The sequence below is a fragment of the Microbispora sp. H13382 genome, assembly GCF_014161445.1.
Taxonomy (GTDB): domain Bacteria; phylum Actinomycetota; class Actinomycetes; order Streptosporangiales; family Streptosporangiaceae; genus Microbispora.
On sequence record NZ_JABBXA010000012.1, the window covers coordinates 1 to 26,401 of the forward strand.

The following is a 26,401-nucleotide window of genomic DNA, read 5'->3' on the forward strand; positions in this document are numbered from 1 at the left end:
TTCAAAGGAATCCGTCACCAACACCGAAGTGCTGTCATGACGGGGTCATGCATGATTTCATGCACTGGCTTTTAGCACACTGTTGAGTTCTCAAGAAACGGACGCGACCACCATCACCCAGAACCCGTCACCAGGCCCTGCACTCCGGGGCGTTTCGCTTCGTTCGTTGTGTCTTAATCCTTCCCGACCCGCTGTTTCTTGTCAAATCCGCCCCACCGGGACCAACTTGACCCGAAACCCGCCAATCGACAGGAATTCGACCACCCCGTTTCCGGGGCAACCCCTCTAACTTACCCGAACCCCCAGCCCGGCGCAAAACCACCGACCCAGACAACCCGGAAAGAGAGAAGGACACCGGCGACCAGCCCGCGCACAGCCAAGACAACCACCGAAGTGATCGAAGAGGAGTGCGCCGAACCGCGCCGACACCACAAGATTACCAGGGTCCGGCACTGCCATGACCCGGTTCGAGTACAACGCCCCCGTCGCCGGCGCTATTCCCGGCGACGCCGGCCTGGGCGGCGCGGCGTCGCCTGTTGCGACACACCGGCCGGCCGCGAGTGTTCCCGCAGGTCACGGCCGGGAGCGCCCTCCGCGTCCGGGGTGCGGCAAAACGTACGAGCGGGCAGGGACAACCAGATCCGGCTCTCAAGCATCTACTTAGCGCCGCGGCGATCACGTCGGCATGGCACGGACTATCGGGGAGGCACGAGGTGAGGGACGAACGCCGTGAGCGGCTGTCGTCCCCGTGCCGCACGACGGCTCTGACAGGCCGTCGTCTTCCCACGCAACCGAACGTCAAGCCACTCGCAATCGCCCCGCGCTACGAACATGATGCGGAAGTCCCCGTACGGCGCCAACCCGGCCGCCCGGACTTCCGTCGCTGGAGGTGGCCATCATCATGCGGTCGGAGTTCGACGACATCCGTGCCCACATCACCGCCGAGCCGCCGCGCCCGGGCGACCTGCTCGAGCTCGCGCACTCCCTGCTCGACGACCTGGAGCTGTTGCGTACGCGCGAGGCGATCCTGCGCTCGCACTACCTCGCGTTGCTGACCGCCGCTCGCGCCTCCGTGGCCGCGGACGGCGCCGGCCATCCGGCGCCGCTCACCTTCCTCCAGCACGAGCTGGCCGAGCACGGGCAGCTTCCCGACGGTGAGCAGGCGCAGCGGATTCTGTCCGACGCCACGGCGGCGCAGGCCATGTTGACCAACCTCGACGAGCCCACGCCCCGGCGGCCCCGCACCGCGCGCGGCCCTCACTGTGGCGGGGTCAGCCGCAGGCTGCGGGGCTGACCCCCGCGGCCTGCGGCTCAGCCGCCGGGGATGAGCTCGTGCACGAAGACGACGTTGGGGTAGGCCGGGTTGTCGGTGAACCCCTGGACGTTGCCCAGATAGGCCCGTTGATAGGTCAGCACCCACGGCACGGCCACCACCGCCTTCTCCTCGATGAGGCTGCGCTGGAGGTCGGCGTACGCCGTCTCGGCAGCGGAGCGATCGTTCGTCCCCAGTGACGGCAGTCGGTCGATCTTGGCGTCGATGTCTTTGTTCTTGAGGTAGGTGAGGTTGAAGGACACCGGCTCGGCGCTGTGGAAGACGTTGAGGAACCACGAATAGGCGTCGGCGTAGTCGGGGTACCAGTACATGACGAAGATGTCCTGGCGCTTGGCCGGGTCCGCGGCCTTGCCCCGGTCCCACTGGTCGTTCCACGGCATGGCCTTGGCGTCGAGCTGGACGTTCAGCTCTGCGAGCGTGCGCTTGAGCCTGCGCACCAGCAGTTCCTCGTCGTCGTCCCCCTCCGCGTAGGTCAGCGTCAGGCGCAGCGGGTTGCCGCCCGGGCCGTACCCCGCCTGGGTGAGCAGCGCGGTGGCCCCGGCGAGGTCCTGCTTTTGGGTCAGGCCGGGAGCGTGACCGAGCAGGCCCTCGGGCACCAGGCCCGAGGCGGGCGCCGCCGCCCCCTTCAGCCCGGAGACCAGGCCGTCGTAGTCGATGGCCTTCTGCACCGCCTTGCGCAGCCGTATGTCGGCGAGGGGTCCGGAGGCGGTGTTGAACAGCACGAGCAGGTTCTGGAACGACGGCACCTGCAGGGTCCGCACGCCCGCGGTCGCCCGGGCCCGGTGGAACAGATCGGGGTTCAGCCGCTGCACGTAGCTCGCCTCGCCGCGCAGCAGCAGCCGGTACGCCCGGTCGGGGTCGGGGGTGACGCGGAACTCGATGTTCCGGTAGTGCGGACCCTCCCAGCCGCCCCAGTAGCGGTCGAAGGCGCGCAGCACCAGTTCCTTCTCGCGCCCCTTCTTCCAGCTCGCCACCGTGTACGGCCCCGAGCCGGCGTCCCGGCCGGCCTGGAACCACTTCTTGAGGTCGCCCGAGCCCGCCGCCTGCGTGTCGTAGATGAACGCCGCGTAGTCGGCGGAGGCGATCAGGTCGAGCGGGGCGGCGTACTTGAGCCGGAACTCCACGGTCAGCGGGTCCTTGACCGTGATCTGCTGCACGGGGTCCCAGATGTAGGCCGCGCCGGCGCCAATCCGCTTGGTGCGCTCGATGGACGCCTTCACCGCGGCGGCGTCCAGCGGCCGTCCGGTGTGGAAGACCACGCCGCCGCGCAGGGTGAACGTCCAGACCTTGCCGTCGGACGACGTCTGCCAGCGCTCGGCCAGGCGGGGCGCCGCGCGCCGCGTCCTGGGGTTGTACTTCGTCAGCGAGTCGTAGATGTTCTCCATCGCGACGACCTCGTTGGAATACGAGCTCGCCGGGTCCCAGTCGGTGACGATGTCGAGATGGTGCAGGTAGACGAAGGTGGAGTCCTTGGCCGACGGCAGGTTCGCGGCCGAGATCTCTCCGGCCTCACCGCCGCCGCAACCTGCCAGGGCCAGCACGGCCAGCACTCCCAGCACGAGGAAACGGCGCATGCGTGCGGGTCCTTTCCGTGTCTCCCATGATCGACGCTACTGCAAGATCACGATTGGACACGATATCTCCCGATAATTGATCACAGGGCCCTCATCCGGCTCGCCTCACTGCTAGTCTCTTGCTCTGTCTCAAAAAGGTCTTATGTGAGGCTTGTTCCTCACTGGCGAGGTGCCATGAGTCCGCGTAGGCGCGACCGGCCGATCCGGTCCCGGCTCATCGGCCTGCTCCTCGTCCCTCTCTTCTCGCTGGTCGTCCTGTGGGTGGTCACCGCCGGCGTCACCATCGGCGAGAGCCTGAGCCTGCGTACGTACAACACCTTGTGGTCCACACTGCGGCGGCCCGCCGACTCCCTGATCGTCGAGCTGCAGGCGGAGCGCCTGGCCACGGCCCGATACCTCGCCGCGCGCCAGAAGAACAGCCGCGACGCCATGGTCCTGCAGCGCCAGCGGACCGACAAGACCAGGGAGAAGGTCCGCACGCTGGCCCTGTCCGACTCGTCCCGGTCGGCCACCACCGCCGCGATGCGCACACAGGTCGACGAGATGCTGGCGGGGCTCAGCCGGATCGACGAGATCCGTGCGGAGATCGACGAGGGGCTGTCGGAGCGTCTGCGCGTCATCGAGACCTACAACCTGGTCAGCGACTCGATCTACCGGATGCACTACAGCCTGGCCCTGATCGACGACATCCCGATCTACCAGCAGTCGCGTGTGGTGATCTCGCTCGGGTACGCCAAGGAGCTGCTGACCCGGGAGCAGGCGCTGGCGGCGGCCACGGGGGCGTCCGGCGGCCTCACCGACGAGGAGCGCAAGCTGTTCACCCAGCTCGTGGGCAACCGCCGGTTCCTCATCGACCAGGGACTGCCCGAGCTGGACGCGGGCCTGCGGCAGCTCCACGTCAACCTGATCACCACCCCGCTCTACCAGCGGCTGCGGCTCCAGGAGGAGCAGATCATCGCGGCGCCCACGATCTCCGCGCGTACGCAGCGGGTGTGGCAGTCGACCTCCGACGACCTGGCCGACTCGTTCCAGAAGGCGCAGACCGAGGCGGCGGCCCTGCTCGCCCAGCGCGCCGCGCCGATCGCCGACTCGATCCTGCGCCGGGCCGTGCTGGTCGGGGGCTTCGGTCTTCTGGCGGTCCTCGCCTCGATCCTGATCTCGCTGCGGGTCGGCGGACGCCTCGCCCGTGAGCTGGCCGATCTGCGGCAGGCCGCGCTCGACCTGGCCAACACGCGGCTGCCGGGAATGCTGGTCAAGCTCAAGCGGGGCGACGACGTGGACGTGGCCACCGAAGCGCCCCCGATCCAGACGGCGGGCGGGACCGCCGAGATCCAGGACGTGGGACGGGCCTTCTCGACCGTGCAGAAGACCGCGGTGGAGGCCGCCATCGGGCAGGCCCGCCTGCAGCGGGGTGTCAGCCAGGTCTTCCTCAACCTGGCGCGGCGCAGCCAGACACTCCTGCATCGGCAGCGGACCCAGCTGCACGGCATGCAGCGCCACACGACCGACCCGGACATGCTGGAGGAGCTGTTCCGGCTCGATCACCTGACGACCCGCATGCGCCGCCACGCCGAGGGCCTGATCATCCTGTCCGGCAACGCCCCCGGCCGCGCCTGGCGCAAACCCGTCCCGATGTACGACGTCGTACGCGGGGCCGCGGCCGAGGTGGAGGACTACGCCCGGGTGAACGTGCTGCCCATGGAGGACCACGGGATCGACGGCGCCGCGGTGGCCGACGTCATCCACCTCATCGCCGAACTGATCGAGAACGCCACCATCTTCTCGCCGCCGCACACGTCCGTGTCGGTACGCGGCGAACTCGTCGGCACGGGCTTCGCGGTCGAGATCGAGGACCGCGGGCTCGGCATGACCAAGGAGCGGCTCGCCGAACTGAACGAGCGTCTGGCCGCTCCGCCGGAGTTCGACATCGCGGACACCGAGCGCATGGGACTGTTCGTCGTCGCGCGCCTGGCCGCGCGGCGGGACATCCGCGTGACCCTGCGGTCCTCGGCCTACGGAGGAACGACCGCCATCGTGCTGCTCCCATCCGCGCTCATGGTCGGCCCCAAGGATCCCGACCTCGCCCGTCTCGCCGCGGGAGAGGTCACCCCGGAGGACATCATCCTCGCCTCGCTGAAACGGGGGCCGCAGGACAACGAGAACACCGGCGAGGAGGACGAAACGTGACGGAGCGCATGCAGGACCAGTGGCTGGACGAGGAGGCCGGGCCGATCGTGCCGGCCTACGCCCTGACCCGCGGACGCGTGCGGCCCTCCAGCCGGGAGATCGACCTCGTCGCGATCGTCACCGCGGTCGGCGGGCCCACGCCGGTGAGCCTCGGTCCCGAGCAGTGGATGATCCTCAGCCTGTGCGCACGCCCGGCGTCGCTGGTCGACATCGCCGCAGCCATCGACCTGCCCCTCGGCGTCGTACGGGTGCTGGTGGGCGACCTCCACGAGCAGGGTCTCGTGAAGGTGCGCCCGCCCGCCAACGTCGCGCGCTTCCCCGCCGAGAAGCTCCTCGGCGAGGTGATCAGCGGCCTGCAGGCCCTGTGAGCGCCCTCACAGCGCGTGGGGATAGTGCCGCCGGGCGTGCTCGCCGGTGATGTAGCCCTCCCGCAGGTCCGCGCGCACGGCCTCGGGGTCGCGCTCACCGGGCGGGCCGTACCCGCCGCCGGAGCCGGTGCGCAGGTGCACGACCGCGCCCTTGGGCAGGAAGATCCGCGTCTTCAGCGAGAAGTCCTCGACGCGCCCGTCGGGATACTCCACGGTGAGCCGGTTGGGCCGGCCGGGCAGGCCGCCCTCCAGGCCCCACGGCGCCAGCGCGGTCCTGGCCAGGCCCGATGTGAGGTACTGGTCCTCCAGCACGCGGAAGGACAGGTCGAGTCCCAGGCCGCCGCGGTGACGGCCCGGGCCGCCGGAGTCCTCGGCCAGGGCGAGCCGCTCGATCCGCCAGGGGTTGCGCGCCTCCCACACCTCGGCGGGGGTGAAGCGGGTGGCCGACTCCGAGATGTACATGAGCGCGCTCGCGCCGTCGGCCGACCGTGAGGCGCCCTGGCCCACCGGGTGCGGCGCGCCGTCCGCCCACGGCTCGCCGGTCGCCTCGCGGTTGCCCCACCACACCAGTGCGTTGATGTCACCGCCGCTGGCGGCCGGCACCGATCCCGGCACGGCCTCGGCCAGCGCCCTGATGATCAGTTCGATGGCGTGGTCGGAGGGGATGCCGTACATGAAGCAGGGCGCGGGCCGTACGGGGTGGAAGAGCGAGCCGAGCCGGGTGACCAGCTCCAGCGGCCGGAAGTGGCCCTCGTTGGGCTGCTCGCCCGCACCCGCGAGGAAGGCCACCGCGATCCTGACGGCCGCCACGGTGGACGGGAGCGGGCAGTTGACCGGCCCGCCGACCTGGTCGGGGCAGTCGGTCAGGTCGACGGTCACCGACGAGCCGTCCACGGCGACCTCCACGCCGAACGGGATCGGCGTGCCGTTCACCCCGTCGGAGTCGATGACGCTGGACGCCCGGTAGACCCCGTCGGGCAGGCGCTCGAACCAGTCGCGCACCAGCGCCTCGCCGTGGGCGTACATCCGGGCGACGCAGCGGCGGAAGGTGTCCAGGCCGTGCCGCCGCACCAGCGCGCCGAGGGCCTCGGCGCCGGTCCGCGCCCCGGCCACCATGGCGTTGATGTCCCCGATGACCATCTCCGGCATCCGGCTGTTGGCCAGGATCATCCGGTAGACGTCGCTGACCAGCCGCCCGGCGTCGTACAGCTTGACGCCGGGGAAGATCGTCCCCTCCTGGTGGACGTCGATCGTGTCGGTGCAGTAGGGGTCCTTGCCGCCGATGTCGAGCCAGTGGGCCTTGATCGCCGAGTAGGCGACGAGCGCGTCCTCGTGGAAGATCGGCACCACCATCGCCGCGTCCTGGGGGTGGGAGCCCGTGCCGTACGGGTCGTTGTAGAGGATGACGTCGCCGGGGCTGAGCGCGGCGGGACCGCCGACGCCCTCGACGGCCTCCCGCACGCAGAAGCCGAGCGTGCCCATGAACGCCGGCAGTGTCGGCGCCTGCGCCAGCATGCACATGTCGGCGTCGTAGAAGGCGACGGCGAAGTCCAGCGCCTCGTAGATGATCGGCGAGAACGCGGTGCGGATCAGCGACTGCTTCATCTGGTCGGCCGCGGCGCTGAGCCCCTGCCGGATGATCTCGGTGGTCACCGGGTCCGCGCCGTCGCCCAGCCCCGGATGCACCTCGGTGTAGCGGGTGCGGACGATGGTCATGGCCGGTCCTTCCGTGTGATCAGGAGGCAGCCGCTCTCGTGCGCCTCCACCGCGAAGCCGGCGTCCACGTAGGCGGTCGCGGTCGGCTCCACCACCAGCAGCGGGCCCTCGGCCACGCCGGTCAGGTCCTCTCGGCGTACGACCGGGGCATCGGTCCAGGCGCCCCGGCGGAACGACCACAGCCGCGTCGTCCCCGCCTCGTCCTCGCCCTCGCCCGCGGACGGGGCCGGCACCAGGGGGCGCTCGTCGTCGAGCACGACCCGGCTGGTCGCCCGTACGGTGACGATCTCCAGCGGGTCGGGCAGGGTGTGGCCGAAGGCCCGGTGGTAGGCCTCGGAGAAGCGGGCGGACACGGCGGTCAGGTCGTCCTCGCCGAGCCGCACGGGGATCGTCAGCGTGTGCTCCTGTCCCCGGTGGCGCAGGTCGAGGTCCACCTCGCGTACGGCTCCGGGCCGCGCGAGCCGTTCGAACAGCGATCGCGTCACGTCGTCGACCGCCGGCAGCGCCGCGTCGTCCAGGGGGCGCACCATCGTGCGGGCGGCCGAGCGTACGACGTCGGTCTGCACCAGGCCGACGGCGGAGAAGTTGCCCGCGTTGGGCGGCACCACCACGGTGTCCACGTCGAGCTCGTCGGCGAGCAGGCAGCCGAACACGGGACCGGCGCCGCCGAAGGCGACGACGGCCGCCCCGCGCGGGTCGACGCCCCGCTCGACCGTCACGCCGCGCACGGCCTGGGCCATGTGCGCGGCGGCGATCCTGACGACGCCCACCGCGACGGCGTCCACGCCGTCGATGCCGGTCGGGGCGGCCAGCGGCGCCAGCGCGCGGGCCGCCTCCTCGGCCGACAGCTCGATGCCGCCGGAGATGCGCCCGCGGGGGATCATGCCCAGGTGCAGGGCGGCGTCGGTCACCGTGGGCTCGGTCCCGCCCCGCCCGTAGCAGGCGGGCCCGGGATCGGCGCCCGCGCTGCGCGGGCCGACCCGCAGCAGGCCGCCCGCGTCGGCGTACGCGACCGAGCCGCCGCCCGCGCCCACCGACCGCACGTCCACCCACGGGCTCTGCAGCGGCAGGCCGACGACCTCGCCCTGGTACAGCAGCGGGAGCCGCCCGTCCTCGATGAGCGCGGTGTCGAAGCTGGTGCCGCCCACGTCGGCGGCGACGGCCGTGCCGAGCCCCAGGGAGTGGCCGAGGGAGGCGGCCAGGCGCGCGGTGGCGGCGGCCCCGGCCACCGGGCCGGACAGGATCGTCTCGAACGGCCGGGCCGCGGCCTCCGTCAGCGCCAGCGCGCCGCCGCCCGACCGGGTCACGAGCAGCTCGCCCGCGAACCCTCTGGCCCGCAGCTCGCGGTCGAGGTTGTGCAGGTAGGGACCCATGCGGTGACGGACGAAGGCGTCCACGACCGTGGTGCAGGTGCGCTCGTACTCCCGGTACTCCCCCGAGACCTCGTGCGACAGCGAGACCGGCCCGGCGAACCCGGCCCGCCTGAGCAGCTCGGCCACCCGCGCCTCGTGCCCGGGGTTGGCGTAGGAGTTCACCAGCACGATCGCGACGGCGTCCACGCCTTCGGCCGCGAACGTCTCGGCGGCCCGCCGCACGTCCTCCGGCTCCAGGTCGCGTACGACCGAGCCGTCGGCGGCCACCCGTTCGGCCACCTCCAGGCGCAGCCGCCGGGGCACGAGCGGCGGCGGCGGGGTCCAGGACAGGTCGTAGGGGTCGTCGCGGTCACCCCGGCGGATCTCCAGCACGTCGCGGAACCCGGCCGTGGTGATCAGGCCGACGGTCGCGCCGCGTCTTTCGAGCAGCGCGTTGAGGCCGACGGTGGTGCCGTGCGCGAAGTGGCGGCAGCGGGCGAGCAGGTCGCGTGGCACGGCCGCGTCGACCGCCGCGAGGACCCCGCGCTCCGGCGCGGCCGGCGTGGTGGGCTGTTTGGCGACCCTGATCTCGCCGGTCGCGGCGTCGTGCAGGACGAGGTCGGTGAAAGTGCCTCCGACGTCCACTCCGATGACCGTTGTCATGCCTGGCAACGTAGATGTGGCCGCGCGCGGCGTCGATGTGCCCTCACAACGACGAGAGCGGCGTTGTTGTGCCCGGGAGACAGTCGTGGCCGAGCACCACGTGGCAGGCGAGCTGGAGCGCGAAGCGGGTCTGCGGGTCGGTCAGGTCGGCGTCGAGGGCCTCGGCGATACGCCTGATCCGGTGGGCCACCGCGTTGGGATGCAGGCTGAGCAGCTCGGCCGCCCGGGTCCGGGAGCCCCAGCAGTCCAGGTACGCCTTGAGGGTGGGCACGGCGTGCGCGCTGAGGGCCCCGAGGCGGTCCAGCGGGGCGAGCATGTCGCGGGCGGCGACCAGCGCGCTCTCGCTGCCGCCCAGCTCCGCGAGGATCGCCTGGACGCCGAGCCGGTCGAACCTGACGACCTGCCCGGCCGCGGCGCGGGCGGCGGCGGCGCGGGCCTGCGAGGCCGTACGGCGCAGCCCGTCGGGGCCCTCCTGGCAGGTGCCCACGCCCACGGCCATGCCCGTGATCGGGGCGTCCGGGCCGCCCGGTGCCGTCTGCTCGTCGGTGGTGAGCACGACGAGCACGCCGTCCTGCCATCGGGTGACCAGCGGCGCCGCGGACAGGCCGGCCGCCCCGCCGGGGCCCGGCAGGCGCGGCAGGATCGTGGCGGCCGTCCTGCGTATCTCGCGCAGCACGGGATCGGCCGCCCCGGCGCTCCCGGAACCCCGGACGGCGTCGGGAGCCGGATCCGCGGCGGGGTCGCGCAGGAAGACCGCGACGTGCCAGCCGTCCACGGGCACGCCCTCGTGGCGGGCGCGGCGGGCGGCGGCCCGGGTGTCCTTGGCGCCGAGCAGGGCCAGCAGCGCGCGTTCGCGGGCCGCCTCCGCCTCCCGCGCGGCCGCCCGCACCCGGCCGAGCGTGGTCGCGACGACCTGGGCGACGATCGCCGCCGCCGGGTCCTCGCCGTCCCAGCACACGTAGCCGTCCGGCCGCCCGCCGACCCGGATCACGGTCGCGTTGGCCGCCGGGTCGGCCAGGTCGGCGACCGCGTACGCGACCCCGACGGAGGCGGACGCCGCGCGCAGGATGTCGTCCTCGCCCGCGCCCTCCATCGCGCCGAGCCCGTCGATCGCCTCCCTCGTACGGCGCAGCAGCAGCCCGGGGTCGGCGCGTACGGCCGCGCTGAGGCCGAGCACGGCGTCCGACAGCGAGTGGTCGGAGGCGCCGGCGAGCAGGGCGACCCCCTCCCGCCTGGCCAGCTCCACGATCTCGGGCGTCGTGCCGGCCGGGCCGGGCAGCACGAGCCCGGCCAGGCGGCCGCGCCCGGCCAGGCGCAGCGCGTCGAGCACGTCGCACGACCGCATGGCGTGGCGGGACAGGATCGCCAGCGCGCCGGGGGCGGCCGAGGCCAACTCGCGCATCTCGTCGACGAGGACGACGCTGTCGACCTCGCGGGCGTCCCACGGGCCGGCGATGAGCGTCAGCCTGCGACCGGCGGGCGTCCTGAGCAGGTCACTGACGCGGCGCATCGCGATCCTCACGGGACACGTGGCCCAGCACCTCCTCCGCGCGGTGGCAGGCCACCCCGCGCCCCTCGACCTCGCGCGCCAGCGGCGCCTCGTCCCGGCAGCGGTCCACGGCGAGGGGGCAGGGCACCCGGAACGGGCAGCCGGACGTGGCCGGCGCCGCCTCGGTCCGCCCGGTCGGGCGCGGGGGCTCGCCGCCCAGGCGTGGCACCGCGTCGCGCAGCGCCCGGGTGTAGGGATGGGCCGGCCGGGTGAGCAGTTCCCGGGTCGGGCCCGACTCGACGACCCGCCCGGCGAACAGCACCGACGACGTACGGCACAGCCGCCCGACGACGCCGAGGTTGTGCGTGATGAGCAGGTAGCCGAGCCCGTGTTCGGCGGCCAGCCGCTCCAGCAGGTCGAGGATCCTGGCCTGCACGGTGACGTCGAGCGCGCTCGTGGGCTCGTCGAGCACCAGCAGCCGCGGCTCCACGGCCAGCGCGCGGGCGACGGCCACCCGCTGCCGCTGGCCGCCGGACATCTCGTGGGGCCTGCGGGCGGCGAGCGCGGGGTCGAGCCCCACGTCGGCGAGGAGCGCGTCCACCCGGTCCCGCCGCTCGGCCCTCGACATGCGGTGGTGGGTGGTCAGCGCCTCGGTGATCGACGCTCCGGCCGTCATGCGGGGGTCGAGCGCCTCGCTGCCGTCCTGGAAGACCGGCTGCACGGCCCGGCGGAACTCCGCCCGGCCCGTCCTGCCGAGTCCGGCGAGGTCGCGCGAGCCGTACCGGACGACGCCGGAGCGCGGGCGCACGAGGCCGAGCAGGGCGCGGGCGAGCGTCGTCTTGCCCGAGCCGCTCTCCCCGATCAGGCCCACCCCGCCCTCGTCGACGGTGAGGCTCACGTCGTGGACCACGGCCGTCGTGCCGTAGGCGAGGGTGACCTTCTCGGCGGCGAGCAGCGTCATAGGTCCTCCCCGGCTTCGGGTAGTGCGGGCCCGACTTCCGGTAGTGCGGGCCCGGCTTCCGGTAGTTCGGGCACTGCGGCGATCAGCTCACGGGTATAGGGGTCGCGCGGCCGCGCGAACACCTCGGCGGCGGGCCCGCTCTCCACCACGGTCCCGTCGCGCATCACCACGACCCGGTCGGCGATCGTGGAGACCAGCGCGAGGTCGTGGGAGACCAGGAGCACGGCGAGCCCGCGCTCGTCGCGCAGCCGGCGCAGCACCGCGACCACCTCGGCCTGCACGGTCACGTCGAGCGCGCTGGTCGGCTCGTCGGCCAGCACGACCTGCGCGCCGAGCGCGAGGGCCAGCGCGATGGCGAACCGCTGGGCCTGGCCGCCGGACACCTGGTGGGGGTGGCGGCGCAGGATCTCCGGGTCGAGCAGCACCGCGCGCACCGCCTCCTCGGCCCGCTCGCGCGCGTCCGCGCCCTTGACGCCGTGGCGGGCGAGCGCGCGGCGCATGAGCGTGCCCAGGCGCATGGTGGGGTTGAGCGCGGCCTGCGGGCTCTGCATGACCAGGGCCGCCCGCGAGCCGCGGATCTCACGCAGCCGGGCGGGGCTCGCCGTGAGCACGTCCACGTCGCCGACGGTGATCCGGCCCGAGACGTCCGCGCCCTGGGTGAGGCCGAGGGTGGCGAGCAGGGTCGTGGTCTTGCCCGACCCGCTCTCCCCGACGATCGCCACGCACTCCCCGGCGCAGACGTCGAGCTCGGGGACCGACGCGATCACCCGGTCGCCGATCCTGACGGCCAGGTCCCTGACGCTCAGCAGGGTCATCGCGCCAGCCTCGCCCTCAGCCCCTCGCCGAGCACGTTGAACGCGAACGCGGTGACCAGGATGGCGAGGCCGGGGAAGGTCACCACCCACCAGTCGGTGGTGAACAGCGTCTGCCCCTGCTGGACCATCAGGCCCCACTCCGGCGTCGGCTCGTGGGCGCCGAGCCCCAGGTACGACAGCGCGGCGGCGGTGAGGATGACCCCGCCGCCGTCCAGCGACAACTGGACCAGCACCGGCGTGAGCGAGTTCGGCAGCACGTGCCGCAGCACGATGAGCGGGGCGGGCACGCCGAGGCAGCGCGCGGAGTCGACGAAGCCCCGGGTGGCCACGGACGCGGCGACCGACGCCGTGAGCCGGGCGTACCACGGCCACCAGGTGACCGCGATCGCCACGATCACGGTGGTCACGCTGGGCTGCAGCACCACGGCGAGCGCCAGCGACAGCAGCAGCGCGGGGAAGGCGAGGAAGACGTCGGTCACCCGCATGATCACGTCGCGGGCCCAGCCGCCGGCGTACCCGGCGACGACGCCGAGCACGACACCGGCCACTCCGGAGACGGCCAGCACCGCGACGGCGATCAGCAGCGAGGTGCGGGCGCCGAACAGGACCCGGCTGAGCACGTCGCGGCCGACCTGGTCGGTGCCGAACCAGTGGGCGCCGCTCGGCGGCAGCAACGCCTCCAGGGGATGCGTGGCCGAGCCGCCGTCCTCCGGATAGGGGGCGATCCACGGCGCGAGCAGCGCCGCCAGCACGACGACCGCCAGCAGCACGGCCCCCGCCACCGCGAGGCGGTCCACGCCCGCCAGGCGCCGCAGGGGCGTACGGCGGAGCGCGGGCAGGGCCGGTGTGGTCATCGGGCCCTCACCCTCGGGTCGACCACGCCCTGGAGGAGGTCCACGGCGAGGTTGGCCACGACGTACAGCACGGCGACCAGCAGCGTCACCCCGGCGATGGCGGGCGTGTCGAGCGAGCGGATCGAGTCGGCGGCGTACCGCCCGAGGCCCGGCCAGTTGAACACGGCCTCCACGAGGAAGCCGTTCACGATCGAGTACGCGAAGACGAGCGCGATCAGCGACAGGACCGGGTTCAGCGCGGGCCGCAGGGCGAACCGGGTGAGCACCGCGGTCTCGCCGAAGCCGAGCGCGCGCTCCAGCCGGGCGTGGTCGCGCGACGACTCCTCGATGAGGGCGGCCCTGGTCATCTGGGCCACGACCCCGGCCGGGTACGCCGCGATCACCAGCGCGGGCAGCACCAGATGCGACAGCGTGCTCGTGAGGATCGGCCAGTTGCCGGTGATCAACGCGTCCACGGCGGTGATGTTGGTGTAGAGGTGCAGGGGGCTGGTCCGGTCGAGCGACGCGTCGTACTCCCCGGCGACGGGGAACCAGCCGAGCCCGCTGGCGAAGACCGTCTGCAGGGCCAGCGCCAGCCAGAACACCGGCACCGACACGGCCAGCATCGACGACAGCCGCACCGACAGGTCGGGCAGGCGGCCCTTGTAGCGCGCGGCGGCGATCCCCAGCGGGATGCCCGCGACCAGCGCGATGATCAGCGCGGCGCCCACGAGTTCCAGTGAGGCCGGGAACGCCTGGAAGAGGTCGTCGCGCACCGGCTGCCGGGTGTGCAGGCTGGTCCCCCAGTCGCCGCCCAGCAGGTCGCGCACGTAGTTCCACAGCTGGACCGGCAGCGGGTCGTCCAGGCCGAACCGCCGCCTGGCCTCGGCCAGCTCGGCCGCCGTCGCCTTCGGCCCGGCGTACGCCACGGCCGGGTCGCCGGGCACCAGGCGCATGACGGCGAAGGTGAGGACGATCACGCCGGCCACGACCAGGACGGCCTGGCCGAGCCGGCGGATCAGGTACCCCGGCATGGTCAGGCGCCGGGCTTCAGGTCGTAGACGAAGACCACGTTGGGGTAGGCCGGGTTGTCCACGTAACCCTGGACCGTCTTGGCGAAGGCCCGCTGGTAGTTCTGCACGTACGGCACCGCCACCGCGGCCTTCTCACTGATGATCGTGTTCTGCAGGCCGGCGTACGCCTTCTCCGCGCCCGCCTGGTCGGTCGCGGTCAGCGCGGGCAGCTCGTCGATCTGCTTGTCGACGGCCTCGTCCTTCAGGTAGGAGAGGTTGAACTGCACGTCCTTCTCACCGTGGAAGACGTTGACGAACCACGAGTAGGCGTCGGCGTAGTCGGGGAACCAGTACATGACGAAGATGTCCTGCCGCTTGGACGGGTCCTTCGCCTTGCCCTGGTCCCACTGCGTGCTCCACTGCAGCGGCTTGGCCGACAGCTTGACGCCGAGCTTGTCGAGCGCCGAGGAGAGCAGCGTGACCAGCAGTTCCTGGTCGGCGTCGCCCTGGGCGTAGGTCAGCGTCAGTTCGAGCCGCTTGCCGCCGGGGCCGTAGCCGGCCTCCTTGAGCAGCGCCTCGGCGCCGGCGAGGTCCTGCTTGGGGGTCATGCCGGGGGTGGCGCCGAGCAGGCCCTCGGGGACCAGCCCGCTGGCCGCCACGCCCGAGCCCTTCAGCGCCGCCACGAGGCCGTCGTAGTCGATGGCCTTCTGCACGGCCTGGCGCAGCTTCACGTCCTTGAGCGGGCCGTCGGCGGTGTTGAGCAGCACGAGCAGGTTCTGGAACGACGGCGTCTGCGAGGTCTGCACCGTGTCCGTGCCGCCCGCCTGGCCGAACAGCTGCGCGTTGAGCCGCTGGACGAACGTCACCTCGCCGCGCTGCAGGAGCTGCCAGGCGGTGGTCAGCTCGGGCGTGACCCGGAAGGCGACCTTCTTGTAGTGCGGGCCGTTCCAGCCGCCCCAGTAGCCGTCGAACGCCGTGAGCGTGAGCTCGGTCTCCTTGCCCTTCTGCCAGCTTTCGATGGTGTACGGCCCGGAGCCCGCGTCGTGTCCCTCGCCGAACCACTTCTTCAGGTCGCCCGAGGCGGCCGTGGTGTCGTAGATGTACGACGCGTAACCGGCCGAGGAGATCAGGTCGAGCGGAGCGGGGTACTTGAGCGTGAACTCCAGCGTCGTGGCGTCCTTGGCCTCGATCTTGTCGACCGCGCCCCAGATGTAGGCCGCTCCCTGGCCCTCCTTCATCGTGCGCTCGATCGCGGCCTTGGCCGCGGCGGCGTCCACCGGCTTGCCGGTGTGGAACTTCGCGCCCTCGCGCAGCGTGAACGTCCACTTCTTGCCGTCGGGCGAGGATGTCCACGAGGAGGCCAGCCGGGGCTCGGTCTTCTTCGTCTGCGGGTTGTAGCGGGTCAGCGACTCGTAGATGTTCTGCATCGCGATGATCTCGTTGGAATACGAGCTCGCGGGGTCCCAGTCGGTGACGACGTCCAGGTTGGGGACGTACACGAACGTGCTGTCGGCCGCGCCTCCGGCCGGAGCCGTCGTCGAGCCCGGCTGAGGGGAGTCTTCCGCGCCGCGGACCTTCCCGCCCGCGCAGGCCGCGGCGGTGAGGGTCACGGCGGCCACGGCTCCCGCGGCGAGAAGACGCTTGTGCCAGCGCATGTGAGGGGGTTCCTTTCCTATCCGGCCTGCCGGGCGAGGGGGCCGGCGGCCTTGACGTGCAGGCGCACAGCGGGCTCAGGAAGGTAGCTGAGAGGGATCTCGCTGAGCTCGACGATCTGGACGGATGCGGGGTCGGCCCCGGCGGCGACGGCCCGCGCGGCCGCCTCCTCCTTGGCGTTGTCGATCAATGTAGCCCTGGAGCTCCCACCTCCAGAAGCGGAAACGATCGTTTCGAACCTGCCGCCGGCGAGCGCGATGGCCGCGCCCACCGCGTTCGCGACCTCCGCGTGCGCCGGGCGGATCACCTCACGCACCCCGGGCACCTCCGCGGCCAGCAGGAACGCGCCGCCGCCGACCGCCACGAGTGGCCGGTCCACCCTGCCGAGCGTCACCCGGTCCACCGCGTCCGCCACCGCCTCGTCCGCTCGCCGTACGGCCCGGGCCAGCCGTTCGCGCCACTCCCCGGGCACCGGGTGGGTGCCGACGCCTCCCCGCCCGGCCGCCACGGCGGCGTCGGTCATCGTGGGGGTGGAGCCACCGAAGACGAGCGCCTCCGTGCCGATCCGGTAGCCGACCGAGCGCGGCTCGGCCCCGACGATCGTGCCGCCGCCGAGCGCGATGGACAGGATGTCGGGCATCCGGAAGTTGGTCGCGACCCCGCCGATCTCGACCGCCGCGGCCGACTCCCGGGGGAAGCCGCCCGCGAGCACGCCGAGGTCGGTGGAGGTGCCGCCGACGTCCGCCACGATCGCGTCCGTCACCCCCGACAGGTACGCCGCGCCGCGCAGCGAGTTGGCCGGCCCGGAGCCGATGGTCAGCACCGGGTAGCGGGCCGCGTAGTCGACGGCCATCAGCGTGCCGTCGTTCTGCGCGAAGTACGTCTCGACCTCCAGGCCCCTCGCCGCCAGGGCCTCGCGCAGCGCGGCGGTGACGTCGCGCGCCACGCCGTACAAGGCGGCGTTGAGGACGGTCGCGTTCTCGCGTTCGAGCAGGCCGAGCGAGCCGATCTCGTGGCTGAGGCTCACCGGCACGTCGCCGATCTCCGCGCGGATGACCTCGGCGACCCGGTTCTCCTGGTCGGCGCTCGCCGGACTGAAGACGCCGGTGACGGCGATCGCGTCGGCGGGCGTGGCGGCCACGAACCTCCTGACCGCGTCCACGTCGAGAGGCGCGATCTCACGGCCGTCGACGAAGTATCCGCCGCGGACGATCGCGGTGCCCGCCGCCACGGTGTCACGCAGGTCGTCCGGCCACTCGCTCAGCGGCGGCACCGACGTGGTCGCCGGGGCGCCGAGGCGCAGCACGGCGACCCGGCCGAGCGCGCGCCGCTCCAGGATGGCGTTGGTCGCGTGGGTCGTGCCGAGCATGACCCGCTTCACGCGCTTTTCCAGGCCCGGCTCGGGCAGCTCGGCGAGGACCGCGTCGAGCGCCGCGCGCAGGCCCTCGGTCACGTCCGGGCTGGTGGGCCGCTTGGCGGCGGCCAGCACCCGGTCGTCGTCGTCCAGGACCACCGCGTCGGTGTTGGTGCCGCCCACGTCGATGCCGACCCGCAACGCAAGGCTCATGCGATCTTCTCCACGGGCCGGTAGTCCATGTCGTAGCCGAAGGCGCGCGGGCCCGCCGTCTCCAGGCCCTTCCGCGTACGCCACAAGGGGTCGCAGGGCCAGGCCAGCACGGTCACCCGCTGGCCGTACCGCAGCCCCTCGGTCTGGATCGCCGTGGCCGTCTGCGTGTCGACCACCGTGATCAGGTCGGGCACCATGGCCCGGACCCGGCCGTCCTCGACGGCGACGAGGTTCTCGTTCTGGATCTCCAGCCGCAGCGTCCTGCCCCGGTCGCCGCCGGTGCCCTCGATCGTCGCCGTGCCCCGGGCGAAGCCGCCGGTGGTCCTCCGCTCCAGGTCGGCCAGCTTGCCGTTGATCAGCCGTACCGCGCCGAGCTCGGCGGTCAGGGCGGCGAGGGGGTCCGCGGCGCCCTCGGTCGCCCGCCCGACCGCGATCGCCCGGCTCACCGTGCCCTCGATCACCGCGCCCGCGCACTCCCGCGCGGTCAGCACGTAGTCGGCCATCAGGGCGCTCGACCCCGCGGCCACGCAGACCGCGCGGGCGATCTGCTCCGACCACAGGCCGTCGACCGGCCGGATCGTCACCACGTTGCCGACGACGTCGGCCATGACGACGAGGTTGGCGGGGATTCCGGCCACGTACATCGAGACCATCTGGACCTCTGGGAAGGCCCGGCCCATCGCGTCCGCGTCGAGCAGCGGCAGCCCGAGCCGGGCCGCCCAGGCCACGGGAGCCACGCCGTTGCCCCCGCCGATCTCCGAGGACATCACCGCGGCGGGCGGCCGGCCCAAGATCCGCTCGATCTCCCCGGCGATCCTGACCGGCTCGTCCGTGCCGTGGACCATCTCGTTACTCACCGTCGGGGCGCCGATCCCGGACAGCGGCAGCACGAGGGCGTCGCCGGGCAACTCGTCCAGGGCGACGAGCGGCACGTCACCGTGCTCGCGGATCGCGCGCCGCGCGGCGATGGCTCCGGGGCGGACGTCGCCCCCGCCACCGGTGCCGAGCACGGCGCAGCCGCGGGCCAGGGCGGAGACGTCCTCCAGCGTGATGCGGGCCTGCATGCGGGGAGCCTTCACCACCGGACGGCCGCCCCTCAATGTCGCCCTGCGACAGTAATCGCCTATTTGTTGTGGCGCCGCGACAAACCGTCAGCTTTGTCGCGGCACCGCGACGGAGCCGTCAGCGCAGGGGATCGCACTCCCGCAGGGCGGCGGGCTGCTTGCCGGTGGTGATCTGCTCGGCGAGGAGCCGTCCGGTGACCGGGCCCTGAGCCATACCCCACATGCCGTGCCCGCCTGCCACGTAGATCCCCGGAGCGTTCGTCGCACCGACCAGCGCCCGCCCGTCGGTCGTGACCGGCCGCGGACCGACCCAGACGTCGGTGCGTTCCTCCCAGCGCACGCCCTTGAGCAGGGGGCGGGCGGAGGCGATGATCGCCTTGAGCCGGGCCTCGACGATCGGGGCGTCCGGGTCGCGGAACTCCATGGTGCCCGCCACGCGCAGCCCACCCTGGTAGGGCGTGCAGGCCACCCGCACGTCCGGCAGGTAGATCGGGCCGGGGACGGGGTGGTCCACCGGCACGGTGAACGAGTAGCCGCGGCCGGCCTGCACCGGGACGCGTACGCCCCAGCGGCCCGCCAGCCGGGACAGCCAGGCGCCGGTGGCCAGCACCGCCGCGTCGGCGGACAGGACGGCGCCGTCACGGGCCACCACGACGACCTTCTTGTTGTCGGTGCGCACGTCCGCGACCTCGAAGGTCTCCACGGTCGCGCCTCGGGCGACGACGGCCTCGCCCAGGGCGTGCACGAAGCGGCCGGGGTCGACGTAGCGCTGCCCGTTGATCCGCACCCCCGCGCCCAGGGCGCCGGAGGCGAGCGGCATCGCCTCGGCCAACTGCGCGGCGTTCAGGACGTCGTGGTCCACCCGCTGCCCGGCGGCGGCCATTCTGCGCAGCTCGTGGAGCAGGCCCGCGGCCTGGCGCGGCGTGCGGAATCCGGCGGTGATCGGCGCGTCCTCGACGGGCGCGGCCACGCCGTTCGCGGCGAGCACCTCGTACGCCTCGATGCACTCCTCGTTGAGCGGCAGGCCGGCACGGACCGCCCGGGTCCACGACGACCACCGGCAGTTGGCGGCGAATCGGGTCAGGAACGCCCACAGGCCCGGATCGACGGTCGCCGGGACGTGCAGCGGCGCGGCCGGGTTCACCAGCGAGCGCAGGCCGTAACGCAGCACGGAGGGCTCGTTCAGCGGGATGGCCAGGCCGGGCGCGATCCAGCCCGCGTTGCCCCACGACGCGCCGGCGGCCACGCCCCGGCGGTCGACCACGGTGACCTCCACACCGCGTTCCTGCAGGAACCACGCGGTGGACAGGCCCACGATCCCCGCCCCCACGACGATCACCGACCCCGGCCATTCGTTCACGCGCTCGGCGCCGGACATATCCCACCTCCACACAGGCGACTGCTCTCCCGTTCAGGATGGCCCGTACGGCGTCGCGGACCGTTGTAGGAGCCACACAATCGCGACGCTCCTGTTGTGGGGTGCTGACAACCTCCTAGTCGTCCTCCGCGGCGAGAGTGATGACCATGGCGAGGCGCTTGCGTGGGTCGTCGAGGTGCAGCGGGGTCACCTCGCTCATCCTGCGCAGCCGGTTGCGCACCGTGTTGGCGTGCACGCCGAGCCGTTCGGCGGCGACCGCGAGATCGCCCTGGGCCTCCAGCCACGCCCGCAACGTCGCCACGTAGTGGGTGTCGTGGAGTGCGTCGTGGCGGCGCAGCGCGCTCACCGGCCCGCGTGCGGGGGTGCGGCCCGCGCGCGCCGCGGCACGCAACCGCTGGAGCAGGATGTCGTCCCAGGACTCGTCGTACGCGGGCGGACCGGCGTGCGAGGTGTCCCTCTCATGCAGCGCCAGGCACTCCTCCGCCTCCTGCCGGGCGGCCGGCAGGTCCGCCGGCTGCGCCGCCGCGCCGATCCCGGCCGCGACGCGCACCCGCGACGGCAGCCCGGCCGCCAGGATGGCCACCCAATCCCGTGCCGCCGCCGCCCCCGCGTCCGGCAGGACGGTGTAGAGCGTGTCGCCCAGCAGCGCGCTTCTCCCGGGCCTGGACCACCCGAAGCCGGTGGTGGCCCGTTCGAAGGCCAGCAGGAGCATGGCGTGCGGCTCCTCGGTGGTGTGCGTGCGCACCGCCACGACCCGCATCTCCCGCGCGGCCAGCCCCAGCCGACTGACCACGGTCGCGGCGTCGGCGGTGCCCTCGAGCAGCCGGACGACCAGGTCGGACTCCACCTGCCGTTCCAGGTCCGCGCTCGCCCGGGAGCGGAGCAGGTGCAACGCGACGGTGCGCGCGCCGTTCGCGAGCGCGGTGTGCCGCGTCCCGGTCAGGGGGCTGCCGCACGTCACCCATACGGACCCGAGCAGCTCGCGACCGGCCCGCACCGCCACCGCCATCCGCCCGGTCATGCCGTGCCGCGGATCCGGTTCGACGAACATCGGCTCGTCCGTCGCCGCCAGCCGGGCGAACACCCCACGCTCGCGGAAGACCTCCCGCAGCCGCTCCGGGACCTGCCGCACCAGGATCGTCTCCAGCCGGGCCGGGTCGCCCGCCTGCTGCGAGCGGGAGTAGGCGAGCACCCGCGAGAGCGGGTCCTCGATGGTCACGGCGCCTCCGACGGCGTCGGCCAGGCTGTCGGCCAGCGCGAACAGGTCCGTGGGCCCGCGCCCCGACTCGGTCTCCCGCCCTTCGAGTACCAGTCCGTAGACCACGCCGACGAGGTGGCTCCACGAGACCGCGGGATCGACCAGCATCACCGCCACGTCGTTGCTCTCGCCGGCCACGGTCGCCTCGCGCGCGGTCTCGGCGCCCGCGCGCACCAGGACCACCGTGGCCTGCGCCGCGACCGCCCACCGCACCGCCTCGGTCACCGATCCGGCTCCCACGGCCACGAGCACGTCGCCGGTGACCCGGCCGTCGGTCGCGTCCGGTATCGCCACGCTGCGCAGCCGCGCCGTACGCCTGTCGGGCCGGCCGCACAGCCGCACGCCGTACGCGCCCAGCACGTTGACCAGGCGATCCAGCGTGATCATGGGCAACTCCTGTCCGAGACCCGGTGGCGGTGCCCGTCCCGCACGCGGCCCCTCCGGGAAACGCCGAAGGCCCGGTCTCCGTTTCCGGAGGCCGGGCCTTCGTCTCTTGGTAGCGGGGACAGGATTTGAACCTGCGACCTCTGGGTTATGAGCCCAGCGAGCTACCGAACTGCTCCACCCCGCGTCGTTGTGTTTGTTAGCTTACCCCCACCGGGGACCAGTGCCAAATCGGTTTCCTCTCGAACGTGACAGCAGGAGCGGCACATCGTCGAGGACCGGAGCCCTGACCTGTCCGGCCAGCAGCCCGCGCCCTCAGCGGTCGGATTGTGCTTCAGTCCGTGGAGTAGGAGATCCAGAACTTCGGCGGATCCGCCAAAGGGTCGATCAATTGATAGCGGGCTTTCGGTGTCGGGTCGATGCTGCGCAGAGTGATCAGCCTCTGGTCGTTCGCCTCCTGCAACACGGCCAAGGCACCGGGGAGACCCGCAGCGACTGTCGCGATGGCAATCCCCATCCCTGCCAGGCCATGGTGCTTGTGTGGATACTCAACTCGATGCAGGCCCGAAGCCGCGATCGCCGCCACCTCCCGCGGACGTTGCATCTGCCGCCCGTCGTTTGTCACAACATTCAGAACGAAGGCGGTGAGGGCCTGGTAGAGCGGCTTGGGGACGTTCTCATCCAGCAGCAGCCTCACGCGGTCCTCTCGGGGGGTCGTAGCTGTCGACGTAATCGGCGAAATCCGCGGCCTGCAGCGCGGCCGTCGCGGTGACGCTGGGGTAGTAGACAGGAATCCGATCAGCCGGAACGCCGTCCCGGAGGAGCGCGGCGACCTCGTCATAAGGCACCCGCGTGCCCTCGATCACCGGGATTCCACCCCTGACCGCCGGATCCACCGTGACGTGGTCACGCGGGCGCAGGAGGTCGGGAATATGGCGACCGTCTCGATAGAACGGGCGCAGGACGTCCACCATCTCGTGAATGACGATGTTCTTCTTACTGCGGACCAGATCGACGGCCTGAGCCGGCTCCACCAAGTAGATGCTGCTGCCGTCGGCCACGAGGCGGTACTCCGAAAGGTGCTCACGCTCTCCCAGATCATCGCGGAGCGTGTCCAACGCCCTTCTGATCTTCTGCAGCGAAGCGTCGTTGCGCAGCTTGACGCAGGTTCGCAACGCCATGACGTCCCTGAAGGAGTACAGGACGGGACGGACAGTGGAGATTTCGGGAACCAGCAGAGCCCCACGACCCGAACCGGCCTTCCGCCAGTGGGCGAGCTGGCGAAGCGTGGCACCCGACAGCGCCGCGGCGAGCTTCGGACTGTAGGACAACCGCTTCACCTCCTCCTACCGGGCATGCGGACGTTGCACGGCCCATCATGGTAAAGATCTCCCCGATGTTCCCGGTGTTCCCGGCGTCCTATGCAGCCGATCATCGCCCCTGTTCAGAGGCCCGGGCATATCCACTCAGGTGGCGCGGTGATCGTGAACCATCGCCCTGACAAGCCGGTCCAGCATGGTCGTCGTGAACACGCCGATTCGGCGCCTAACGGCTTGCACCATGGCCGGTTACCGGCCATCGAACATGAAGAAGCCCTCGAACCCATGGGTTCGAGGGCTTCCATTTGGTAGCGGGGACAGGATTTGAACCTGCGACCTCTGGGTTATGAGCCCAGCGAGCTACCGAGCTGCTCCACCCCGCGTCGGCTCTACGAGGTTATCCCGGTATCGGGCGGGAGGCAAACCGGAGCCCCGCGCCGTGTGGGGCGCGGGGCTCCGGAGGGTTCAGCCGCTCGGTGCGGGGCTGGGAGTCGCACTGGCCGGTGGACTCCCACCCGGGCTGGCGCCGGCGCTCGGACTCGTGCTCGGGGCCGGAGACGCCGTCGAGGCGGGCGTCTCACCCTTCACCTTCGCCAGGTCGTCCAGCGCCTTCTTGAGCGAGGTCTGCGCGTCGCCGTACGCCTTCCAGTCGGGCGGGTTCGCCGACAGCGCCTTCTGCGAGTCCTCGTACGCCCGCTGGGCCCGGTCGAGCGCCGACGTCAGCGCCGAGACGTTCTCCGGCGGCGTGACCTGGCCGGGCGGCTGGTTCGCCGTCTGGTCGGGTCTCTGTTCCGGCGGCCTGGCCACCGTGCCGCCGAACACCTGCTCCAGCGCGTCGCTCAGCGTGGCGCCGAAGCCGACCTTCTCGCCGTACAGCACGAGCACCCGGCGCAGGGTCGGGTACTTGCCCGAGGTTTCCGCACGCGGCTGGATGTAGACCGGCTCGACGTACAGGAGCCCGCCGCCGAACGGCAGCGTGAGCAGGTTGCCGTACAGCACGTCGGTGCCGCCGCCGCGCAGCAGGTTCAGCTCGGTCGACACCGTGGTGTTCGACTCGAACAGGTTCTGCGCCTGTGGCGGACCCTGGATGGCCGTCGTGCTCGGCAGCTGGAGGATCTCCAGTGGCGGGTTCGGCGTGGCGGCCGTCGCGTCGACCGCCATGAACGCCGCCATGTTCTGCCGCTGGTTGGGCACGAACGTGGTCGTGAGCGAGAAGCGCTCGGTGTCGCTGCCCGGCATCTTCATCGTCACGTAGTACGGCGGCTGCTTGCTCTTGCCGGTCGCCGGGTCCTCCGGGACCTTCCAGAAGTCCTGGCCGCTGAAGAACGCGTTGGCGTCGGTGACGTGGTAGGAGGTCAGGATCTCCCGCTGCGCCTTGAACAGGTCGGCCGGGTAGCGCAGGTGGGCGCGCAGCCCCTGGCTGATCTGCGAGGCCGGCTTGACGACCCCGCCGAAGGCCTTCTGCCAGGTCTTCAGCACCGGGTCGGACTCGTCCCAGGCGTACAGGGTCACGGTGCCGTCGTAGGCGTCCACGGTGGCCTTGACCGAGTTGCGGATGTAGTTGACCTCGTCCCTGGGCACCTGCGGCACGCCGAGCCTGCTGCTCTGGACGTCGGTGGTCAGCGACTCCAGGCTCTTGCGCTCCGAGTAGGGGTAGGAGTCGGAGGTCGTGTACGCGTCCACGATCCACACGATCCGCCCGTCCACCACGGACGGGTACGGGTCGCGGTCCAGCGTGAGGAACGGCGCGACCTGCTGGATGCGCTGCACCGGCTCACGGTTGTAGAGAATGCGGGACTCGTCGTTGATGTTCGAGTTGAGCAGCAGGTTGGTCTCGCCGTACTTCACCGCGTAGAGCAGCCGGCGGAAGAAGTTCCCGACGGAGACGCCGCCCTTGCCCTCGTAGGTGCTGTTGACCTGGCCGGTGTTGTTCGGCTGGTCGGCGCCCGCCTGACCCTGCTGGGGGTAGTCCAGCTCGATGGGCCTGGCCGAGCCGGGCCCGCCGACGATCGAGTAGTCGGGTGAGTTCTCACCGAAGTAGATGCGGGGCTCGTAGTCGCCGAGGTCCCCGACCGGCGGGATGTCGCGCTCGCTGAACTCCGGCAGGCCGCTGCTGTCCACCTTGTTGCCCGGCGCGGCGACGAAGCCGAAGCCGTGCGTGTAGACCAGGTGGTCGTTGATCCAGTTGCGCTGCCCGTCCGGCGGGCGGCCGATCTCGCGGACCGCCACCACCGTGTCGCGCGGCTTGCCGTCGACGGAGTACCTGTCGATGTCGAGCTGCTCGGGGAACTGGTAGTAGCCGCGGATCTGCTGCTTCTGCTGGAACGTCGGCGACAGCAGGCTGGGGTCGAGCAGGCGCATGCCGGGGATGGCCGACGCCTCGGTCTGCAGCACGGAGGCGTCGGCGTCGGTCTTGGCGCTGTACTCCGTGACCTTCGCCGTATCGACTCCGTACGCTTTTCGAGTCGCGTCGATGTTGCGCTGGATGTACGCCTGCTCCTTGCTCTGCTGGTTCGGCTTGACCTGGAACTGCTCGACCAGCGAGGGATACACGGTGCCGATCAGGACGGCCGACAGCACGAGCAGCCCGAACGCCACGCCGGGGAACATCCCGCCGGGCCGGATGACACCGGCGAAGAAGATCAGCGCGCAGATGAGGGAGATGACCGCGAGGATCCCCTTGGCCGGGAGCACCGCGTGCACGTCGGTGTACGACGCGCCGAACGTCTTCCCGCGGTCGGAGAAGACCAGGCTGTACCTGTCGAGCCAGTAGGCCGCGGCCTTGAGCAGGACGAACACGCCGAGCAGCACCGACAGGTGCGCCCTGGCGGCCCGGGTGGCGTGCACCCCACCGGGCGAGGAGATCCGGAACCCGCCGTACAGGTAGTGCACGACCACGGCCGCGATGATCGACAGGATCACGGCCGTGAACAGGAAGTTCAGCAGCATCCGCAGGAACGGAATCGTGAACACGAAGAACGACAGGTCGATGCCGAACTGCGCGTCCTTCTCGTTGAAGGGCGTCCGGTTCACGAACTTCAGCCAGGTCCCCCACTGCCCGGCCGTGGACGACCCCGTGAACAGGGCCAGCACGGCCATGCCGACCAGGAAGACCATCCGCCGGTGCGGATCGAGTGCGACCCGGTAGCGGTCGGCGCCCTGCGGCGCCCCGAACATGCCCGGCCCGAACATCGGCCGGGTGCGGTGCGCGAGCACCATGTTGCCGCCCACGATGACGATCATCAGGGCGGCGCCCACGACGAACAGCACCACCTGGGTGAGCAGCAGCGTGGAGAACACCGAGGAGAAGCTCACCGAGTCGTACCAGAGGTAGTCGGTGTAGATTCCCGAGAAGATCAGCAGTAACACGACGATCGCCACGACGGCGATAAGTACGGGTATCAGAAGGCGCGGCCGTCGGGGCAAGCGCACCGCCCGTCCGGCTCCGGGGCTCCGGAAGCTCAACGCTCAACC

19 protein-coding genes and 2 tRNA genes are annotated in these 26,401 nt (G+C 71.9%); 3 read left to right on the top strand and 18 right to left on the bottom strand.

The features are described 5' to 3' along the window. Positions 1-901: 901 nt before the first annotated feature. Positions 902-1,294, top strand: coding sequence for a hypothetical protein (locus HHX41_RS23130; RefSeq protein WP_182907704.1), 393 nt, complete (start codon positions 902-904; stop codon positions 1,292-1,294). Positions 1,295-1,311: 17 nt separating this feature from the next. Here the strand turns inward: HHX41_RS23130 and HHX41_RS23135 are convergent, their stop codons facing one another. Then, complete coding sequence (locus HHX41_RS23135; RefSeq protein ID WP_182907705.1) at positions 1,312-2,907, bottom strand: ABC transporter substrate-binding protein; 1,596 nt, start codon at positions 2,905-2,907, stop codon at positions 1,312-1,314. A gap of 174 nt (positions 2,908-3,081) precedes the next feature. Between HHX41_RS23135 and HHX41_RS23140 the strand changes: the two genes are divergently transcribed. Both HHX41_RS23140 and HHX41_RS23145 read left to right on the top strand, forming a co-directional pair. Then, positions 3,082-5,094: a nitrate- and nitrite sensing domain-containing protein gene (locus HHX41_RS23140; protein WP_169987083.1), complete on the top strand. Its 2,013-nt coding sequence runs from the start codon at positions 3,082-3,084 to the stop codon at positions 5,092-5,094. Continuing rightward, complete coding sequence (locus tag HHX41_RS23145; RefSeq protein ID WP_310742132.1) at positions 5,091-5,462, top strand: DUF742 domain-containing protein; 372 nt, start codon at positions 5,091-5,093, stop codon at positions 5,460-5,462. The genes HHX41_RS23140 and HHX41_RS23145 overlap by 4 nt, the downstream gene beginning before the upstream one ends. Before the next feature lie 6 nt (positions 5,463-5,468). On the opposite strand, the gene HHX41_RS23150 is transcribed toward HHX41_RS23145, so the two are convergent. From HHX41_RS23150 to HHX41_RS23230, 17 genes are all read right to left on the bottom strand, one after another. Then, complete coding sequence (locus HHX41_RS23150) at positions 5,469-7,178, bottom strand: hydantoinase B/oxoprolinase family protein (protein WP_182907706.1); 1,710 nt, start codon at positions 7,176-7,178, stop codon at positions 5,469-5,471. After that, positions 7,175-9,193, bottom strand: coding sequence for a hydantoinase/oxoprolinase family protein (locus HHX41_RS23155; RefSeq protein WP_182907707.1), 2,019 nt, complete (start codon positions 9,191-9,193; stop codon positions 7,175-7,177). Before HHX41_RS23155 ends, HHX41_RS23150 begins: the two co-directional genes overlap by 4 nt. A 43-nt stretch (positions 9,194-9,236) precedes the next feature. Further along, positions 9,237-10,703 carry a helix-turn-helix domain-containing protein gene (locus tag HHX41_RS23160; protein ID WP_182907708.1) on the bottom strand — a complete coding sequence of 489 codons (1,467 nt, stop codon included), beginning with the start codon at positions 10,701-10,703 and terminating at the stop codon, positions 9,237-9,239. Further along, on the bottom strand, positions 10,687-11,643 hold the full coding sequence (locus HHX41_RS23165; RefSeq protein ID WP_182907709.1) for an ABC transporter ATP-binding protein: 957 nt from the start codon (positions 11,641-11,643) through the stop codon (positions 10,687-10,689). The genes HHX41_RS23160 and HHX41_RS23165 overlap by 17 nt, the downstream gene beginning before the upstream one ends. Continuing rightward, positions 11,640-12,458 carry an ABC transporter ATP-binding protein gene (locus HHX41_RS23170; protein ID WP_182907710.1) on the bottom strand — a complete coding sequence of 273 codons (819 nt, stop codon included), beginning with the start codon at positions 12,456-12,458 and terminating at the stop codon, positions 11,640-11,642. Before HHX41_RS23170 ends, HHX41_RS23165 begins: the two co-directional genes overlap by 4 nt. Next, positions 12,455-13,312, bottom strand: a complete 858-nt coding sequence (locus tag HHX41_RS23175; protein ID WP_169987092.1) for an ABC transporter permease — start codon at positions 13,310-13,312, stop codon at positions 12,455-12,457. Before HHX41_RS23175 ends, HHX41_RS23170 begins: the two co-directional genes overlap by 4 nt. Then, positions 13,309-14,325 carry an ABC transporter permease gene (locus HHX41_RS23180; protein WP_169987094.1) on the bottom strand — a complete coding sequence of 339 codons (1,017 nt, stop codon included), beginning with the start codon at positions 14,323-14,325 and terminating at the stop codon, positions 13,309-13,311. Before HHX41_RS23180 ends, HHX41_RS23175 begins: the two co-directional genes overlap by 4 nt. 2 nt (positions 14,326-14,327) lie before the next feature. Next, the gene (locus HHX41_RS23185; protein ID WP_169987096.1) at positions 14,328-15,959 is read right to left on the bottom strand and encodes an ABC transporter substrate-binding protein; all 1,632 of its coding nucleotides are present in this window, start codon (positions 15,957-15,959) and stop codon (positions 14,328-14,330) included. A 17-nt stretch (positions 15,960-15,976) separates the two neighbouring features. Next, positions 15,977-17,524 (bottom strand): hydantoinase/oxoprolinase N-terminal domain-containing protein, encoded by a 1,548-nt coding sequence (locus HHX41_RS23190; RefSeq protein WP_182907711.1) that lies wholly within the window; start codon positions 17,522-17,524, stop codon positions 15,977-15,979. Beyond that, positions 17,521-18,588: a DUF917 domain-containing protein gene (locus HHX41_RS23195; RefSeq protein WP_182907712.1), complete on the bottom strand. Its 1,068-nt coding sequence runs from the start codon at positions 18,586-18,588 to the stop codon at positions 17,521-17,523. The genes HHX41_RS23190 and HHX41_RS23195 overlap by 4 nt, the downstream gene beginning before the upstream one ends. Before the next feature lie 118 nt (positions 18,589-18,706). Continuing rightward, on the bottom strand, positions 18,707-19,966 hold the full coding sequence (locus HHX41_RS23200; RefSeq protein WP_182907713.1) for an FAD-binding oxidoreductase: 1,260 nt from the start codon (positions 19,964-19,966) through the stop codon (positions 18,707-18,709). A 115-nt stretch (positions 19,967-20,081) separates the two neighbouring features. After that, positions 20,082-21,611: a CdaR family transcriptional regulator gene (locus HHX41_RS23205; protein ID WP_182907714.1), complete on the bottom strand. Its 1,530-nt coding sequence runs from the start codon at positions 21,609-21,611 to the stop codon at positions 20,082-20,084. 107 nt (positions 21,612-21,718) lie between these two features. After that, positions 21,719-21,795 (bottom strand) — tRNA-Met (locus tag HHX41_RS23210). 147 nt (positions 21,796-21,942) lie between these two features. Beyond that, complete coding sequence (locus HHX41_RS23215) at positions 21,943-22,305, bottom strand: hypothetical protein (protein WP_182907715.1); 363 nt, start codon at positions 22,303-22,305, stop codon at positions 21,943-21,945. Next, on the bottom strand, positions 22,286-22,948 hold the full coding sequence (locus HHX41_RS23220; RefSeq protein ID WP_310742133.1) for a DUF433 domain-containing protein: 663 nt from the start codon (positions 22,946-22,948) through the stop codon (positions 22,286-22,288). The genes HHX41_RS23215 and HHX41_RS23220 overlap by 20 nt, the downstream gene beginning before the upstream one ends. A gap of 285 nt (positions 22,949-23,233) precedes the next feature. Next, positions 23,234-23,310: transfer RNA gene (locus HHX41_RS23225), tRNA-Met, on the bottom strand. Positions 23,311-23,392: 82 nt separating this feature from the next. Further along, positions 23,393-26,359 carry a UPF0182 family protein gene (locus HHX41_RS23230; RefSeq protein ID WP_310742152.1) on the bottom strand — a complete coding sequence of 989 codons (2,967 nt, stop codon included), beginning with the start codon at positions 26,357-26,359 and terminating at the stop codon, positions 23,393-23,395. Positions 26,360-26,401 lie beyond the last annotated feature (42 nt).